The following is a 17409-nucleotide window of genomic DNA, read 5'->3' as shown; positions in this document are numbered from 1 at the left end:
TGCTAATTTCGAATTATTTCGATTTCAATTCGACCGACTCTACCCGTTTATTTGCCGTTTTATACGTATCTACCAGCTTCTGCACGCCCAGTCCTTCAATTTCCTTGACGTACTTATCCCACTCGCTCAAGCTGCGGGAGCCCGTAACGAACTTGGCGAAGTTTTCATCTCGGCTCTTTTTCACCGCTTGACCGGTCACGGCCAATCCCTCGTTCTCCGCTTCCGTAAACGCCGGTTTCGGCTGCATCGCTGGCAGATCGTATTTCACAACCTCCTGATACGCCGCACGCAGATCTTTTGAGAACAGGGACAAATGCGCCCCGAAATCGATCCAAGTGTAACCGCCACTCGTCTGAAGGCCTGTTTTCTTACGCATTTCCGTTACATCTGTAAATTCAGGCTTAAATTTCTTCTGGCCGTTCTCCAACGTGAACGTCTCGCCTTCTTTCCCCCAGCTCGTCAACGTTTTGCCTTCCTCGGAGTAGAAGAAATCCATGTATTTCATAATATCTTTCACGTTTTTAGACGTGGATGCCACCGTTAAACCGCCCTCCAGATAATGGAAGTACGGATTCAGTTGCTTGCCACCCGCAATCCCTGCTGGAGGCGCCATGAACTGCATGTTATACTCTGGATTGTCCTTTCTCATGGCGTTGTTGAAGAAGTCAATACGGCTGATATAGTCGATCGTGATAAACGAGTTGCTATTGGAAATCATATCCTGCCATTGTTTCGTTTGCGTCGTCAGGAAATCAGGTGGGATCAACCCTTCCTTATAGAACTTGTTCCAAGCGCCTAACATCGCTTTATACGCGTCTTCTGTCGGTCCGAATCCCCAATCCTTTTTGTCAAAGTTATAGTAAACGTTCTCACCAGTATTGAAATTCGTCGTCAGGTTGGCATACATTTCGTCCGGAATTTGACCGAAACGCATGGAGAGTGGGTAACTGTTCGGATACAGCTCCTTCAGCTTCTTCATAACGGTATACAGCTCATCGTAGTTTTTCGGCGGCGTCAAACCGTGCTTGCGGAAGATGTCTTCTCGGTACAGCCAAATCATCCGGTTTGTTTCCCCGAAGCCTTGGTTCGGGAACATGTACATCTTGCCATCCGTGGAGAGAGTAGCTTTGCCCTCTTCTGGATATTTCTTCAACCATGCCGACAGGTTCGGCATCTGGTTCAAATAATCGAGAATGTTGACGAGTGCGCCTTGCTGACCGAATTTATTCGAGGTCACGCGGGTCGGAATATACAGCAAATCTGGCATATTATTGGAAGCCACGACCAAATTAAGCGAATCGGCCAGTTTACCAGACGGTGTCTGGACGTCAAGCGTCACACCGGTTTTTTCTTCGATCCATTTCCAAATCGGCCAATCTTTACTGTAAGGAAACGTTGGGTTGCTATCCAACAAAGCTTTGAACGTTTTCTTCTCTGTGGCTGGCGCCGACGTTCCCGTAGTACTCCCCGATGCCGTGCTCTTCAGTTCCCCGCTTGCATTCCCCTCCGTCTTGCCGCCTGAACATCCCGCTAGAACCGATAATCCGAGCATCAAAGTTACAAGTATCATTGCGTTTCTTTTCATTTTCTTTCCCCCTCGTCATCGTTTTGGTTACTGACTACATTCCGTGCGATTGTGCATTATCCTTTTACTGCGCCAATCATGACACCTTTCACAAAATATTTCTGGATGAACGGATAGACTAGTAAAATTGGCAGTGTCGATACCATGATTGTCGCGAATTTCAACGAGTCCTCTACAATGAGATTATCACCTCCAATTCGAGTTACATCGCCGGATGCGACGTTGCCGGCCAATACCAGATTGCGCAGAAGCACCTGAAGCGGAAACAGATCTGGGTCTCTTAAGTAAAGCAGCGGCAGCATAAAATTGTTCCATAGCCCCACCGCGTAAAACAGGGAGACGGTCGCGATGACCGCCTTCGACAGCGGCAGGACGAGGCGAAAGAAAATACCGATATCGGTCAGCCCGTCCATCCGGCCGGATTCTTCAACTTCCTTCGGCATGTTGCTAAAAAATGTGCGCATAATGATCAAATTCCATGTACTCACCGCACCCGGAAGCACCATGCCCCAAACGGTGTCGATCAAACCCAGCGAGCGTACGACCAGGAACGTAGGAATCATGCCTCCGCTGAAAAACATCGTGAAAATGATAAGCACGGTCATCGACTTATGAAACCCCATGTCCTTTCGTGACAGCGCATACCCCCCCATAGAAGTAATAATGACGGAGATCAGTGTGCCCAAGCCGACATAGATCAGCGTGTTTTTATAGGAGGTCCATATTTTCGGATCTTGAAACACCAATTCGTACATCTTCAGGTTGAAGCCTTTGGGCCATAGGCTAATCTCCCCTTTCATGACATATATATCCTTGCTTAATGAAACGGCCAGCATATATATAAATGGATAAAGCGTAACGACAATGACAAGGAGCATGATCAGAGAATTCACTAGGCCGAGAAGGCTGATCCGATTTTTCATACCGTTAGTTCCACCTTTACCATAAGCTGTTTTCTCCCACTTTTCTGCTGATGTAGTTCGCCGAGTAGATAAAGATCAGACTGATGATGCCCATGAATAAGTCAATCGAGGCCCCGTAGCTGAAATTGCCTTGCTCCAGACCTACACGGTAAACATAAGTGCTGATGATATCCGCCGTCGAATAGACGGCCGCATTGTACATAAGAAACACTTTTTCGAAACCGATTTCCAGTACTTTCCCAACATTTAATATAAAGAGGATCACGATCGTCGGCGCAATACCAGGCAGTGTCACGTTCCAAAGTTTTTCCCAGCGTCCTGCTCCATCAATACTGGCTGCTTCATAGAGCTGCGGGTCCACAGCGGTCAGTGCCGCCAAATAAATAATCGATTCCCAGCCGGTTTGCTGCCATATATCCGAAGCGACGTAGATGGAACGGAACCAACCGGGCTCCATCATGAAGTTAATCGGCGTGAAGCCGAGCTTTTGTATTATCTGATTGATCAGGCCTCCGGACGGAGACAGAAACATAATGACCATGCTGGCCACAATCACGTTCGAGATGAAATGCGGCAAATAGCTGACCGTCTGGACAAACCGTTTTAAAGCCATATTTTTCAATTCGTTCAGCAGGATGGCCAGAATAATGGGGGCGGGGAAGCCGAACAGCAGCTTGTAGAAGCCCAGTAAAAGCGTGTTGCGCATCAGGAGAAAGAAATCCGGATTCTGAAAAAACATCACATAATATTTGAACCCTACCCATTCGCTAGCCCAGATGCCCTTGAAGAGATTGAAGTTTTTGAACGTGATCACCAAGCCAAACATAGGGATATAGCGAAATATGACATAGTAGAGCAAGCAGGGCAGAACCAGCAGCCATAAATATTTGTTATGGTTCCATGACTTTCTCAGCAGACTCGTTGTCTTGATCTGATTGAACGATTCGGCGGATACTTGCTTTTGCTTATGCTCGATTGCGTGCGTATTCGTTTGGGCCATGCGCATATCTCCTCATTCAGTTATAGATGCTTGCCTGCTGCTGGCGCCTTCGTGCAGCGGGCTTTGATACCGTCATTATACGCACGCCATTCTCGGGAAATAAATCTCCACATTTACCAGAGAACCCGCAATTTATTGGATAAGCAAAGAAAGTGTGTATGATTTAGAAGAAATGAATATTGTTCCCGTACATTCCGTTCCCGTAGTATAGTGGTATGATAAATGTAAGTATAGATCCAGCGGGAATTGACGGAAATCGGCATAGAGAACATGGGGGTCTATCGGATGTTGAGATTGAAAAGATTCAGTTGGAAAACCAATTCCTTGTTCGCCAAGTTAATGATCAGTTTTCTTGTTGTAATTGCCGTGCTCGCGCTCTTCAATTTCGCATCCTTTCTATTTTTGAAATCGAAAATCCACCAGGAGATCGTCAAATACAACCAATCAAACTTGAATCATACGGTGGAGCAATACGAGAACCATTTCAGACTGACCTGGGAAACGATCATCAGTTTAAATCAAGATGACATATTCAGGGCGAATCTGAATCTGTTGCGGAATGTACAGAAATTTAACGCTTATGACAAAGTAGGCAGCGTCATGTCAGCGATCAAAGTGCTGATTGCCAACCCGTTTCTTTCTATAGAAAATATCATGCTTTATTTCAAGAACGATTCTTATGTGGTGGAGAAGGAAGGGACGAGCGGGGCTAAGGACTTATTCTCCAGATATTATGCCAGCAGCGAGTATCCGCCGGAATTTTGGTTCCGCCAGTTCGACGAATCCTATACATACCAGTTATTCCCTGCCTCCTCATTCACGGAAATCTCAGCTAATACCCAAAAGAACAAGGGGCAGCTGCTTCCAGCTGTTATCAAGCTGATGCCATATAAAGACATGTATTTCATCGTCATGCTCGATCCGAAAAAAATGTTCAACTCGTATCATTACTCAGATCATTCTGATTTCTACATATTAAATGAAGAAGGCGCGCCAATTTTCTCCTCGTCTCCCAGCGTGAAAGGGCCTCTTGGCCAATCATTTGAAGGGCAGAACGGAAGCTTTACCAGTAATAAACTCTATTACTTTTATCAAAAAGGGGAGCAGACTGGCTTAACCTATGTTAGCGTCGTTCCGATCACGAGCATTTCCAATCAGTTGATGCGGTTGAATATTCTTTTCATAACTTTACTGCTAATCATCATCCTGCTAAGTATCGTAACGTCTGTGGTACTCACGATGCGATTGAATAGGCCCGTCAAAAAAATCATCGAAGCCGTTCAGCAATGTCACCCAGCAGCCATGCTGGTGAGCAGCCCTATCCACGAATTTAATATGATTAGCGAAAAAATGAGCAGCATCCTCCGAACGAATGACCAGATGACGGAGGATTTGGACAAAAAGAAAGATCAGCTTCGCTATTACGCTTACACAAATAAATTGCGAAACATCCATATGAACCTAACCGACTTGCGGGAGCTGGTTGTTGCCGATACCCCTTTTACGCTCGTGCTGTATCAATTGACGATGAAAGAAAAATTTGCGGAACTCGATTCCGAGCTCGAAAAAGCTGTATACTTTATCCGGGAATATATCAACATTTTCCTGTCGCAGGCATACAAGGACACGATTACGTTCCAAATGGATAAAGATACGGTGCTTACCCTATTCTTCTTCCCAGACGATACGGCAGGCATTGAATCTGCGTTGGAGCAATTGATTCAGGTGCTCGAAGTGGACCGTGATCTGTTTTTCCTGACTATGGCCGTAAGCCCGATTTATCCCGATTCTGGCCATTTAATTTCGGCTTATGAATATGCCTCCACCATGCTGCTGCAGCGAAAATTAAACGACGAAACGCAATTCATCCGCACGTTTCGTCCTGCTAAAGGGGCAATTCATTTCACCGTGCTAGAAGAAGAGGAGTTCTCCACCCGGTTCATGTCCGGTAACGAACAGTCGGTATTGGACTGGATCCACCGGCACCTGGACGCACTCTGCAAGAGAGAAGCCTCCGTGGACGAATTCAGACGGTTCGCCAAAGAAGTATACGGCCAACTGAACAAGTCACTCATGAAACTGAATTTGCATCGGGAACAAGGCGAGTTGCCTCCTCTGGTGTTGGATCACCTGAACAGCTTTTACAGTATCGACACATACAAACAATGGTTCAAACAGCTTCTGTCACCCGCCATAGAAAGAGTGAATCACAAGAAATCGGATCATGATCCGACGACCCATTTTATCCTCGAGTATTTGAACCAGCACTTGGAGCAAGATATCACGCTGGATATCATGGCGGACAAATTGAACATTACGCCAGGCTACTTATCGACTTATTTTAAGGAAAAGACAGGAGCGAACTTCAGCGATTACTTGAACGGCTTGCGCATGCAGAAAGCGAAAGAATTGCTGAATAACCTGGACCTAAAAGTCCAGGAAATCTCCGTCAAGGTTGGCTACCAGAACGTAAATTCGTTTATCCGCATGTTCAAACGCTACTCCGGCATTACGCCTGGTGAATACAGGAAGATGTACGGCACGCAGAAGGCGTAATTCCGTAAAAATGAAAAATCCTCCTGCTTTTTGCTAAGCGCTGGAGGATTTCTGTTATATGATCAAGACGCTGAGCATAATCAAGGAGGAACTATGAAATATCTTATTCAACCTAGGGATAGGGACTATCCCATTTCCTGGAATGGTATTCCTGCGTTAACCATCGATCATTATCTCTGGCTTGACAATGGCTACACGCCGACAGTAAAGGCAAAGCTAATGTACACATCCGAATGTATCCAACTTCACTACAACATTTATGAAGCGAACCCCACGATCCTCTATCACACGATGAATGAACCAGTATTCAAAGACAGCTGTGTAGAATTTTTCTTCCAGCCGCTGCCGGAGTCCGATCCTCGGTATTTAAATTTCGAGATGAACGCCGCTGGCACCCTTCTGTTGAAATTGGGTAGCGACCGGAATGACCGGACTTATTTGCAGGATGTGGATCCAGCTCTTTTCCTGATCCATACATCGACAGGCTGCTATGATTCGATTGCCGATATGCCATATTGGCAACTTGAAATTTCCATCCCTTTCAACTGGATTCAGGCAATGTTTCCAGATTTCCGACCTGAGGCCGGCCGTACGTTTCGCGCCAATTTTTACAAATGCGGGGATGAAACGCCTCTTCCACACTACGGATGCTGGAATCGAATCACTTCATCCGTGCCCGATTTCCATCGAAGCTGCGATTTCGGTGAGCTGGAGTTTGGTTAACCTTACTAACGCTTAGCCATAGACTTTTATTCCACGGGTTCCCCTGTCCGATAATGTATCGCCTTAATCTCCATAAGAATCCCTGTCTACAAACAAGAGACAGTCCGGATGTTGTCTCAGAATCGTAGCTGGACATGCTGTTGAACCGCTTCTTCCAGTGTCCTGCGCACTGCATCCCGCTTCGTCGGTCCAGGAACTATACAGAATAGATGAGCTCCCGACATCAGGGCAGGAACCGTTAAGGTTAGCGCATGAGTCGGGACCTGTGCGATATCCCCAAAACAGCCGTCGTTTACCTGCTGCTGCCTGCACGCTTCTTCCAGCTCAACCCGCTTTACGGTTGCAGAGTCCAAAAAATCCGCCACTGGAGGATCGTTAAAGGCAATATGCCCGTTTTCCCCGATACCCAGGCAAACGATGCAAGAAATCCTTCTACGCATTAGCCGAGTACTACGGGAAATCCCACTGATGGAAATCCCACCGATCGAATCACTTAGGCCCGCAGGAGTCATGCTTGGAACGAAGCCACAACTTCCTCGATATAAATATCCTGCTCCCCGACATAATAGTTCGCAACATCATCCTTCAATTCCTGAACGCTAGGATCGCTGATGAACTTCTCTAAGGCTTCTTTCGTTTCAAAATACAAGCTGAATATGAACGAATACCTTGGAGTCGTTCCATCTGCTGAGGATAGGACCTTCTTGACCTCATACTTGGTGGCCCCCATTTCAAGCACTGTCTTCTTGGATAACAAAGCAACATGTGTATTCAAATAATAAGCTTCATCGAAAGGGATACCTTGTTTGTAGTGAAACGTTAGGACTAGCATGCAATCATCTCCTTATATAGATATACAATCATCATAAACGATGACATTAGTGGTAGTGTCAAATTGCAAATGCCTATTGCACTCTATATCACGCGGTGATATACTCATTTCATGATATATCATGACGTGATACAACGATGGGCGATACAACATAACCTGATATAAGAAGAAGGAGACTTTATGGATAGTGAGAAGCTCTACCGTCAGTACTTGCCGATGTCTGAAACGGCTTATTACATTTTGCTTTCCCTGACTACAACTCGGCATGGTTATGGCATTATTCAGTGGGTGGAGGAGCTCACACAAGGTCGAATTCACCTCGGTCCTGGCACGATTTATGGCAGCTTATCTCGGATGGAGAAGGATCGTTTGATTCAAGCTGTAGCTGAGGAAGAGCGTCGTAAGCTGTACCGCATCACCCCTTCTGGTAAAGAACTGCTCAAGCTGGAGATCGCCAGAATTACAGAGCTTTACGAAAATGCGAAGAAAGTAGAGGGATCTTTACATGAATGAGACCAAAAAGGTGTTTAAATGGTGGGACAGTTCACAATCGGAGACAATTACAGCATGGTTGGAGGATATGGAGGCGCACGGCTGGCATTTACAACGTGTAAATTGGAATGGCCTGCGTTTTCACTTTGAGAAAGGTGCTCCTCGCAAAATGAGCTACTGCGTAGATTACCAAACGAAGGTGGATCCCAACTACGCTAGCATTTTTGAAGACACAGGTTGGGATAAAATTTACAGCGGCGCAGGCTGGTATATCTGGAGACAAACGTATCAGCATACAAAGCCTGAAATTTTCACTGACATTGACTCCATGATCGAACGGAATAAACGACTCATTGGTGTATTTACGGCGGTTACTGCCGCACAAATCCCAGTTTTCATGATAAACATAAAAAATACGTTTTTTTATCCCTTGCTAATCCTCTATGTACCAGTTCTTGTCTTACTAGTCATTAGTCTATACCGTTTAGTCGCAGCCAATAAAAAACTACAAGCCAAAAAGGACATTCTTTGAACCGCTAGCCGGCTAGTTGAATGTCCTCTATTCACTCTTCGCGATCCTTACCCGATAGCCCCGTGCTCTCGCAACAAGCCAATCACGGCAGTATGTCCCTGCTCTTTGGCCAAATCAATCGCATAGGCGCCACCCTCTGACTTCGCATTCACATCCGCACCTTGGTTAATCAAAAGCTCAATGATCTGTGTACTATCCTTATGAAAGGCGGCCACATGCAGACTCGTATGCCCATTGCTATCCATAATCGTCGGCTTCGCACGGTGAGCGAGCAGTAATTGTATGACCGCTAAGCTCCGCTCACCGGCAATAGCCGCATGCAGTGCCGTATTCGACGGAATGTAACTAACGCTAGAATGCGATAAGGCATTCACATCAGCGCCATTTTCCAAAAGCAGCCGAACCACTTCGCTCTGACCGAAATGCGCTGCAAATCCCAGAAGGGTAAGGCCATCGCTGTTCTCAGCATTGGCAAGCGAAAGATCCGTGTCCAGCAAATCCTTGACTCGGTTTACATCGCCTGTGCGTGCTGCTGTAAATACATCGTTGATCATGTAGGGGGGGCCTCCTCTAATATATTCGCTATTTCAATTCGGCAAATATCTAGAAATTTCCTTTTTTCCCTTTTAAATAAATCGTGCCGTCGCCGTATACGAGAAAGACCCACAGCCGTATCGCTGTAGGTCTTTCTAATCTTGATCTACTTCGTTCGTTCAAGAAGGAAAATCTTTCTATAGCTTGAACTTACCAACGGCTTGCTGCAGTCTCAGTGACATACTGTTCAAGTCGTTCGCGAAAGCAGCAACTTCTTGCAGCGCTGCAAGCTGCTGCTCCGCGCTCCCCGCTACATTCTGAGCAGCGGATGCGGATTGCTGGGCAATGTTAGAGGATTCGATCACCGAAGCCGTCACCTGTTCGGATCCTGCTGACATCTCTTCAGCCACTGCAGAAACATCACGGATCTGGTCAGCCACTTGATCGATCGCCTGCAGGATCAATTGAAAGGCCTCACCTGCCTCATGCACAACGACGATCCCCGTATGAACTTCTCTGGTTCCCTCATTCATCGCCTCGACAGCTAGCTGAGTCCCTTGCTGGATTTGTTCAATCAACCCGATAATCTGATTGGCCGAGGTGCCTGATTGTTCAGCTAGCTTCCGTACTTCACCAGCAACAACGGCAAAACCGCGACCATGTTCGCCGGCACGAGCCGCTTCAATAGCTGCATTGAGCGCGAGCAGATTCGTTTGCGTGGCGATACTGGAGATCACACTGACAATGCTGCCGATTTCAATGGATTGCTTGTCGAGCTTCTGCACCATGGAAGCTGTACGATCGACTGTCGCCCGAATGGATTCCATCTGACGAATGACTTGCTGCAAGGATTCGTTGCCATGCCTTGCTTTCTCGGAGGCATCCATGGAAACTTCCGACACGGAAGAAGACGTTTCTGCAATCCGTTGTATGCCTATTGACATTTCCTCCATGGCTCGAGCGCTTTCATTGGAAGTTAAGCCCTGAGACTCAGCCCCTCGCGCTACGGCCTGGATGGAAGTCGCAATCTCGTTCGAAGCTGCCGAGGTTTCTTCAGCGCTTGCCGAAAGCTGCTTCGAAGAATCAGCTACATCCTGCGAGCTTGCGTTCACCTCTCTAATCAACTCTTGCAAATTAAGGATCATTCGACTGAAGCTATCGGTTAATTTCCCAACTTCATCCTTACTCCGACTCGTAATCGTGCGCGTTAAGTCTCCCCCAGCAATACTTTGCGCTACATTCATCAACACATTAATAGGTCCAATGATGATTCTGCTAAGCAACAATGCTATGCCTATGCCAAGTAAAACATCGATAATACAGGAAATAATGAGTGTAAAATTGACGGAATGAATTTCCTCAATTAACTGATCTGTTGACTCCTTAGATTCTTGATTGAAGCTGTTAATGTATTGATCTGCCACGGTATAGATCGTTTGTTTGAATTGGTCTGTCTGATCATCTGCCTTCTTATTTTCATCGCGAAGCTGCGCAGCCGTCAGTTTACTGTCTTTTTTATTAATGTCCCTGACCACATCAAATGATTTGATAAAACCCTCGCTGGCGGTTCGCAAACTTGCAGCCAACTCTACTTCCTTCGGACTCTCCGATCTTAACGCAATGAACTCGAGGTATTCTCTGAATTTCACTTCGTTTTCCTTGTACGCTTTAGCTGCTTCATCACTTTGATTGATAATGACATCGGCTTGATTACTGTACAGGATACCTACGTAATTCTTAAGCTCGTAAGCAGCCTTTACCTCCGCATTTCGTTCCGTTTCCTGATCCAACGCACTTTCGACTTGAGACAGTTTAAAGTAATTGTTCCCTGCAGCAATTGTAAATAATAAAATAACCAAAAGCATACCAGATAGCAGTTTCGTTTTTAATGACCAATTTTTAATCATGAAAAGACCCCTTCTTTCTTGTTTCGAATTCTAGCCGCTACCTTAACGTTAATCGTTCTATTGCCATTGAATTCAAGAAAGTCCTTTTCTCATCTAAGTCGTCATCTAAGAGGTTTTCGTCCGACAAATCTCGCGAGCTATTCTATCTATATCGACAAATGCTATTGAAAAAATAAGGTGCTATGTCATCTTCCATAACATAACAAAATAGGCTACCCCCGGAAGAGTAGCCCCATAACTGCAAACAAACCAAATACCGATAACATCGCACCAGAGACGCGATTAATCCACAGGAACGCCGCTCCTTTGAGCCGTTCCCGCAACAAGCCAACCAACAAACTGAGTAACAGCCACCATAGCGCCGAGCCTGCAAACACGCCGGCCACCAAGGCGATCGCAGGCGTGAAGCCTGCATCCGCGCTGTCTCCCAGCCCGAGCCCCGCAAATGCGCCAACGAACGACATGATCGTCATCGGATTCGTAATGGTGAGCAGCAGCGTCGATACATAAGATTTGAACAACGTGTCCCCGGTTACTTTGGCTGCGTGGGCTGCAGGCTTGGAGCGAAAAGTTTGCGCACCCAGATAGATAAGGAAAAGACCTCCGACCAACTGGAGAACCACCTTTTGATCCAGAAGAAAGCTGGTAATCAGCGTCAAACCGAACCCTGCGATGAAGCCATAGATGGCATCTGCCGTAGCAGCGCCTAACCCTGACAGAAAGCCGTGCAAACGGCCAAGCGTCAAGGTCCTGCGCATGCATAGGATCCCGATAGGACCAACCGGCGCTGCAATCGAAAAACCCAGCAGAAGCCCTTTTAACAACGGGATCAGCAATTAGAACACCTGCTCACCGTCATACGTAGCGATTTTCTTGTATAGATCTGGACGACGATCGCGGAAAATTCCCCATTCGATACGCTGAATCTCCAACTGATCCAAGTCAAACTCGGCAACGAGAACCGTTTCCTCGTCACGCCCCGCTTCCTCAATCAGATTGCCCTGCGGGCCTGCAATGAAAGACGAACCATAGAAGTTGATGCTGGAATCCTCATCTTCTTCCTTCCCGATACGGTTCGATGCGATTACCGGCATCAAGTTGCACGCCGCGTGACCGCGCATGCACATTTGCCAGTGATCCTTCGAATCGATGGAACCATCCTGCGGCTCTGAGCCAATAGCAGTCGGGTAGAACAACAGTTCTGCCCCCATCAGCGCCATTACGCGAGCAGCTTCCGGGTACCACTGGTCCCAACACACGCCTACACCGATTTTGGCGTAGCGAGTTTTCCATACCTTGAACCCCGTATCTCCCGGGTTAAAATAGAACTTCTCCTCATACCCTGGACCGTCAGGGATGTGGCTTTTGCGGTACGTGCCGAGCACGGAACCATCGGCATCGATGACGGCAAGCGAGTTGTAGCGAGCGTAGTTCTTTTTCTCATAGAAGCTGATTGGCAATACAACGGCCAGTTCCTTGGCAATCTCACGGAAGTGATTGATCGCTTTGTTCGTTTCCAGCTCCGTTGCGTAGCGGTAGTAGTCGGATTTTTCTTTTTGGCAGAAATACGGTGTTTCAAACAACTCTTGAATCAAAATCACTTGCGCACCCTTCGCCGCGGCTTCACGCACCAATTTCTCTGCTTTGGCAATGTTTTCTTCTATATTATCGGAACAGCTCATTTGTGTAGCTGCTACAGTCACTTTTCTCACGTGAAATCACCCTTTCTTGCAGGCTGGCATTTGCTGCGTCGTGCAGTGAACATTGCCGCCTTCTTTGATAATGGACATGCCGTTAATTGTACGGATTCGACGTTCTGGGAACGTCGCTTGAAGCACTTCAATCGCCTTGCGATCTGTCTCTTCAGCTGTACCACCAAACACCGGCAAAATAATGCCGCCATTTACGAAATAAAAGTTCAGATAGCTCAGCGTCAAGCGCTGCTCTTCAAAGAATGTCAGTGGCGGTTGCTCGATTTGGATAATCTCAAATGTACGGCCTTTGGCATCTGTCGCGCTGCGGAGAATTTCCAAATTCTCCTGCGTAATCGCATAGTTGGCATCCGAAGGATCGCCACAAACTTGCAGAATGATTTTGCCTGGAGCAGCGAAGCAAGCAATATTATCCACGTGACCGTCCGTCTCGTCGCCGTCGAGCCCTTTGTTCAACCAGATAATCTTCTCTACGTTCACGAAGTTGCGGACATGCGCCTCAATCTCCTCACGGCTCAGATCCGGGTTGCGGTTCGTGTTCAACAGACATTCTTCTGTGGTCAAAAGCGTACCTTCCCCATCCACATGGATGGAACCGCCCTCCATGACAAGCGGAGCGTCAAAACGTTTCAAACCATGGTGCTCCGCGATTTGTGGAGCTACGTTATCATCAAGATCCCAAGGCGCATACTTGCCGCCCCATGCGTTGAATTTCCAGTTAACTGCTGCGATTTCTTGCTGCTCGTTCAGGACGAAAGTTGGACCGTTGTCGCGGAACCAAGCATCATTGTGCTGGATCTCAAGGAAATCCACGTTGGACTCTGTGAACATCGCCTTCACTTGCTCTGCATCGGACGGGTTCACAATCACGGTTACAGGCTCAAACTCAGCGATCGCTTTGGCTAGGTCAGCGTAGCCTTGAGAGACAACCGCGTGATCTTCTGGGTACACCATTGAAGCTTGCACCGGCCAAGAAATAAAAGTTCGCTCGTGCTCTGTCCATTCTGCTGGCATGCTATAGTTTTCATCTTTAGGTTTCATCATCATCGGTCATCTCACTTTATCTCAATTTAGTTAATTAGCTCATAGGAACATTCAAATAAAAACATCGTCTCCCATCATAACTCAAAAGCCGCCAACGCTCAATGTAAATAGGTAGTTCTGTGACCAAATCTTTGTCGAAAGGAACTCGCTATAAGGCATGCTGCCGCGTCACCATTACCTACCAGCATATTCAGAGTGCTTTTAATACACATTAGAAGAGGATTTCATAGACTGCATACCCGAAAGGATGGATCACTTTGGCAACTGTTCTGCATATCACCGCGCATCCTCATGATCATCAAACGTCTTACAGTATGGCCGTAGGTAAAGCTTTCATCGATGCCTATCGAGAAGCAAACCCCAATGACGAAGTGATTCCTATTGATTTGTATCGTGTCCAAGTGCCGCATATTGATGCGGACGTGTTCAGCGGATGGGGTAAGCTGCGCAGTGGACAAGATTTCTCCTCCTTATCTAGCGAGGAAAGCGCCAAGGTAGGACGCATTAGTGAACTCACCGAGCAGTTCATTGCCGCAGACAAATACGTATTCGTTACGCCGATGTGGAATTTCTCCTTCCCTCCTGTGATGAAAGCTTATCTGGATGCTCTTTGCGTGGCTGGCAAAACGTTCAAGTACACCGAAGCAGGCCCTGTTGGCTTACTTTCTGGCAAAAAGGCACTCCACATTCAAGCGCGCGGCGGCGTGTATTCCGAAGGGCCTGCGGCCAGCATGGAGTCTGGTCATCGGTATATCAGCATTATCATGGCATTTTTCGGGATTATGGAGACGCAAGGTTTGTTCGTCGAGGGGCATAACCAATTCCCAGATAAAGCGGCGCAGATTAAAGAGGACGCGATTATGCGTGCGAAGGATTTGGCACATACGTTTTAATAAGGAGCTGTCCCCCAAGATGGGGGACAGTTTTTACTTTTTGGGTTGGCCGCTCTGCTCGGTAGAGCAGACAATCTCTAATTAGCAGGAGTTGAGCTGTTTAACGGACACAGAAGACCCTAATTGGTTCAACACGACCCCTTAGCATAGCTAACGGACATGAGAGTCGCTATTTGCTTTATTTGCACATACTAATCACACAAAATGATGGAATAACATCGCTGGTGTCCGTTTACGTGGAAGAAGGGCTTCCTTTCTGCGGAATAAGGTCGCTAGTGTCCGTTAGATAGGTGGGAGATAGGTGGTGGATAGAAAATTAGAATCCACAGGCAAGACAAGCCGGCAAGTACCACTCTCCCCCCTCAGTATAGCAAATAAACCTCCAACGCCACTCACATGGACATTTGGAGGCTCACTCATCTTTACAGGGATCTAACTGCCGTAACACTTGTGCCCCCTTTACCTACGAGATAGGGATAAGTTAAATATAACCCCGCTAGATAGAGCAGTACCGCTATGTAGACAGGCAACAAATGGACAAAATCCGTGTATCCAATATGTGCATGTACGAAAATCCCTGCTATAAAGCCTGGTAGCCCACCCCAGAGGAATGTCCACCATAACCAGCCCTCACCTTGATTAACACCCCACAGTGCTGAAGCGGTTATCGCTACTGCCAAGGAAAACAATGCACCACCAAAGCCGGCACGATCATGGGCGATAAGCGGAATTATGGTCTCACTCCACGCCGACAGCTCCGAAGAAGTTACGCCTAAGTAAACCAAATCACTTGGGACGAATACCTCCGTAATGCCGACAACGGATATGGTAAGCCCCCCGATTCCCAGACCAAAGCCAAGAATCACGAAGCAGCACTGCCCCCATTGAGCTCTTAGCCAAATTCGATCATTTCGTAAACCTGGCGGCTTACGAGACGGATGATCCTTCAAGCCACGCAACGTCAGCAGCAACATTGGAAGCAAAACAACCGCTGCAGCCGCATGAAGCGGATCAAAATAGCCATAACCTAGATAAAGAAAGAAACTGCTAAAACCGACAACGCATGAGGATATGACTGCCGTTCTCGCCCAATGTAGCCCGTAACGTAAACCGTGATGAGCTAGCTGATAATAGAAAATGCCAATGGAGATCATTGTACCTGCTAAAGTAATGCGATCATGCGACATGAAGTGTAGTAAATGGTCATTGAAACGAATAATTTCATTGCGAGTTTTGCCCAAGAAGTCTTCATCATAAGGCAACAGCACTGTCGTCGCTGCAATAAACCACGCAAGCACACCACCGATCATCATCCCTAATCCCAGCAGGCTCATCCATCCCCAATTCGCCCAGAAGGAAGGGGTGGATGAAATGGCCGGTGAAGGCGGGAAGGAGGAAATCTCCCTACGCTGGGGAGCCGTCGAAGGGTCGGAAGACGTAACGACAGACGCTCTGGAATTGGAAGCCTGCTCGTTAGCGTCAACGCTCACATCGTACGGCAAAGCCTCAGCGTCAATGGAAGCCACACGAGCGGTGAAGCGATCATATAGGATCGCTTCATTGATCCGCTTCGGCAGCCCTGGCCCCGCGTAGACGAGCCCGCTGTGCAGCATGACGCTAGTCGCTCCTGCTGCCAACAGCGCGAGCGCGTCCTCCGGCTGGTGCACGCCGCCGGCAGCAACAACCGCGCTGCGCTCGCCCAGCGACTTGCGCAGCAACCGGACCTTGCTCAGCTGCGCGCTGAGCAACGAAGCGCCGCCGCCGACGCGCTCGCGGCGAGTGCCCGGCTCCCGCTGCGCGTCGCCGAGGACGACACCGCTGAAGCTTCGCGCGGTGTCCAAGATCGCCCGCAGCTCCTCCTCCGGGAGCTGCCGCGGCACATACATAAGCACCGGCTTCCCCGGGGCCGCCGCCTCCGCCAGCTGGCGCACCTCCGTGAGGTACGCCAAAGCCGTTGCCGTTGGCCAGCCTTCGGCTAGGCCATCGAGGGTGAACCCCGCCGCGTACGGCGCCAGCTTGAAGAGCAGCTCCCGCTGCTCTTCAAGCGCTTCGCGCGGCGAACTTCCCGGCATCGGCCGCAGCCGCACGAAGTGCGGCAGTCGATGCCCCGTGCCCTTGCGTAGGCGCGCAGCGATCGCGTCCGGGCCGTCGTTCTCGTAGCCATCGGGATACACGATGGCTTCCTCCTCCGTCATGCGAGATATCGATGCATGACTCTGCACAGCTCGGACCGTCACAGGTCCGAGTTCGATGAACCCGAGCCCGAACTGGGCGAGGGCCTTGTGTGCGGTGCCGTGCGGGTCAAGCCCGCCGCTGAGGCCGACGGGGCAGGCGATCGGCACGCCTGCCAGCTCGCTCGCCAGCAGCGGCGACATTTCCATGTGGCCCATCGTGCGGATCACGAAGGTCCCCCCAGGAATGCGACTTAGCCCGCCTATCGCATGCAGGGTAAGATCTCTTGCCCTCCGCCCGCTAAGTCGGAATAACAGCGGTTTAAATAACGTATGATACGACCAATCGGGCATAGGCCGCCTCCTCTTTTGGATGATAGTTCCAGTATACCGTGTATCTTTCCCTCTGCACATAGACACACTTTGTTGCGATTCCCTGTGATTCTAATCACAGGGGTTCCCTCCACTTGTTCGCTATACTGAAGGCATCAAGTCATTCTACTGG

The 17409-nt window shown here is 48.3% G+C and carries 15 protein-coding genes and 1 pseudogene; 5 read left to right on the top strand and 11 right to left on the bottom strand.

Going from position 1 to position 17409, the window contains the following annotated elements; translation table 11 throughout:
* Positions 1-13: 13 nt before the first annotated feature.
* From AB4114_RS25295 to AB4114_RS25285, 3 genes are read right to left on the bottom strand one after another with little or no spacing between them, the layout of a single operon-like run.
* Positions 14-1585: an extracellular solute-binding protein gene (locus AB4114_RS25295; protein WP_441990936.1), complete on the bottom strand. Its 1572-nt coding sequence runs from the start codon at positions 1583-1585 to the stop codon at positions 14-16.
* Positions 1586-1641: 56 nt separating this feature from the next.
* The gene (locus AB4114_RS25290) at positions 1642-2508 is read right to left on the bottom strand and encodes a carbohydrate ABC transporter permease (protein WP_441990935.1); all 867 of its coding nucleotides are present in this window, start codon (positions 2506-2508) and stop codon (positions 1642-1644) included.
* Between the two features lie 16 nt (positions 2509-2524).
* Positions 2525-3508 carry an ABC transporter permease gene (locus AB4114_RS25285; protein ID WP_441990934.1) on the bottom strand — a complete coding sequence of 328 codons (984 nt, stop codon included), beginning with the start codon at positions 3506-3508 and terminating at the stop codon, positions 2525-2527.
* Positions 3509-3793: 285 nt separating this feature from the next.
* On the opposite strand from AB4114_RS25285, the gene AB4114_RS25280 reads away from it, so the two are divergent.
* Together AB4114_RS25280 and AB4114_RS25275 are read left to right on the top strand one after the other, a co-directional pair.
* Complete coding sequence (locus AB4114_RS25280; RefSeq protein WP_441990933.1) at positions 3794-6064, top strand: helix-turn-helix domain-containing protein; 2271 nt, start codon at positions 3794-3796, stop codon at positions 6062-6064.
* Positions 6065-6157: 93 nt separating this feature from the next.
* Positions 6158-6787 carry a carbohydrate-binding family 9-like protein gene (locus AB4114_RS25275; protein WP_441990932.1) on the top strand — a complete coding sequence of 210 codons (630 nt, stop codon included), beginning with the start codon at positions 6158-6160 and terminating at the stop codon, positions 6785-6787.
* A 63-nt stretch (positions 6788-6850) separates the two neighbouring features.
* Here AB4114_RS25275 and AB4114_RS25270 read toward each other — a convergent pair.
* Positions 6851-7242, bottom strand: a pseudogene (locus AB4114_RS25270) (6-phosphogluconolactonase); the annotation flags it as partial.
* Between the two features lie 53 nt (positions 7243-7295).
* Positions 7296-7619: an EthD family reductase gene (locus tag AB4114_RS25265; RefSeq protein ID WP_441990931.1), complete on the bottom strand. Its 324-nt coding sequence runs from the start codon at positions 7617-7619 to the stop codon at positions 7296-7298.
* A 180-nt stretch (positions 7620-7799) separates the two neighbouring features.
* Here AB4114_RS25265 and AB4114_RS25260 point away from each other — a divergent pair, with 180 nt between their 5' ends.
* Positions 7800-8132 (top strand): PadR family transcriptional regulator, encoded by a 333-nt coding sequence (locus tag AB4114_RS25260; RefSeq protein WP_441990930.1) that lies wholly within the window; start codon positions 7800-7802, stop codon positions 8130-8132.
* Complete coding sequence (locus tag AB4114_RS25255; RefSeq protein ID WP_441990929.1) at positions 8125-8643, top strand: DUF2812 domain-containing protein; 519 nt, start codon at positions 8125-8127, stop codon at positions 8641-8643. The genes AB4114_RS25260 and AB4114_RS25255 overlap by 8 nt, the downstream gene beginning before the upstream one ends.
* 47 nt (positions 8644-8690) lie before the next feature.
* Here AB4114_RS25255 and AB4114_RS25250 read toward each other — a convergent pair whose 3' ends face one another.
* The 5 genes from AB4114_RS25250 to AB4114_RS25230 form a co-directional block, all read right to left on the bottom strand.
* Positions 8691-9197, bottom strand: a complete 507-nt coding sequence (locus tag AB4114_RS25250; RefSeq protein ID WP_441990928.1) for an ankyrin repeat domain-containing protein — start codon at positions 9195-9197, stop codon at positions 8691-8693.
* A 177-nt stretch (positions 9198-9374) separates the two neighbouring features.
* On the bottom strand, positions 9375-11084 hold the full coding sequence (locus AB4114_RS25245; protein WP_441990927.1) for a methyl-accepting chemotaxis protein: 1710 nt from the start codon (positions 11082-11084) through the stop codon (positions 9375-9377).
* Positions 11085-11296: 212 nt separating this feature from the next.
* Positions 11297-11917 (bottom strand): LysE family translocator, encoded by a 621-nt coding sequence (locus AB4114_RS25240; protein ID WP_441991006.1) that lies wholly within the window; start codon positions 11915-11917, stop codon positions 11297-11299.
* Positions 11918-11920: 3 nt separating this feature from the next.
* Entirely contained in the window at positions 11921-12796 is an 876-nt protein-coding gene (gene aguB / locus AB4114_RS25235) for an N-carbamoylputrescine amidase (RefSeq protein ID WP_173120578.1), read from the bottom strand.
* 6 nt (positions 12797-12802) lie between these two features.
* A complete protein-coding gene (locus tag AB4114_RS25230) occupies positions 12803-13837 on the bottom strand; it encodes an agmatine deiminase family protein (RefSeq protein ID WP_441991005.1) in 1035 nt (344 codons plus the stop codon).
* A gap of 260 nt (positions 13838-14097) precedes the next feature.
* Between AB4114_RS25230 and AB4114_RS25225 the strand changes: the two genes are divergently transcribed.
* Entirely contained in the window at positions 14098-14733 is a 636-nt protein-coding gene (locus tag AB4114_RS25225; RefSeq protein WP_441990926.1) for an FMN-dependent NADH-azoreductase, read from the top strand.
* A 422-nt stretch (positions 14734-15155) separates the two neighbouring features.
* Here AB4114_RS25225 and AB4114_RS25220 read toward each other — a convergent pair whose 3' ends face one another.
* Positions 15156-17318, bottom strand: coding sequence for a hypothetical protein (locus AB4114_RS25220; RefSeq protein WP_441991004.1), 2163 nt, complete (start codon positions 17316-17318; stop codon positions 15156-15158).
* Positions 17319-17409 lie beyond the last annotated feature (91 nt).

The organism is Paenibacillus sp. 2RAB27, from assembly GCF_052115445.1.
Taxonomy (GTDB): Bacteria; Bacillota; Bacilli; order Paenibacillales; family NBRC-103111; genus Paenibacillus_E.
Note: the sequence above shows the minus strand (reverse complement) of the source record. Positions and strands in the feature narration are given on the sequence as shown.

Coding starts and splice junctions, on each gene's coding strand:
- AB4114_RS25275 (WP_441990932.1), top strand. CDS start 6,158: ATGAAATATCTTATTCAACCTAGGGATAGGGACTATCCCATTTCCTGG.
- AB4114_RS25290 (WP_441990935.1), bottom strand. CDS start 2,508: ATGAAAAATCGGATCAGCCTTCTCGGCCTAGTGAATTCTCTGATCATG.
- AB4114_RS25260 (WP_441990930.1), top strand. CDS start 7,800: ATGGATAGTGAGAAGCTCTACCGTCAGTACTTGCCGATGTCTGAAACG.
- AB4114_RS25245 (WP_441990927.1), bottom strand. CDS start 11,084: ATGATTAAAAATTGGTCATTAAAAACGAAACTGCTATCTGGTATGCTT.
- AB4114_RS25280 (WP_441990933.1), top strand. CDS start 3,794: ATGTTGAGATTGAAAAGATTCAGTTGGAAAACCAATTCCTTGTTCGCC.
- AB4114_RS25295 (WP_441990936.1), bottom strand. CDS start 1,585: ATGAAAAGAAACGCAATGATACTTGTAACTTTGATGCTCGGATTATCG.
- AB4114_RS25220 (WP_441991004.1), bottom strand. CDS start 17,318: ATGTGCAGAGGGAAAGATACACGGTATACTGGAACTATCATCCAAAAG.
- AB4114_RS25265 (WP_441990931.1), bottom strand. CDS start 7,619: ATGCTAGTCCTAACGTTTCACTACAAACAAGGTATCCCTTTCGATGAA.
- AB4114_RS25230 (WP_441991005.1), bottom strand. CDS start 13,837: ATGAAACCTAAAGATGAAAACTATAGCATGCCAGCAGAATGGACAGAG.
- AB4114_RS25285 (WP_441990934.1), bottom strand. CDS start 3,508: ATGGCCCAAACGAATACGCACGCAATCGAGCATAAGCAAAAGCAAGTA.
- AB4114_RS25250 (WP_441990928.1), bottom strand. CDS start 9,197: ATGATCAACGATGTATTTACAGCAGCACGCACAGGCGATGTAAACCGA.
- AB4114_RS25255 (WP_441990929.1), top strand. CDS start 8,125: ATGAATGAGACCAAAAAGGTGTTTAAATGGTGGGACAGTTCACAATCG.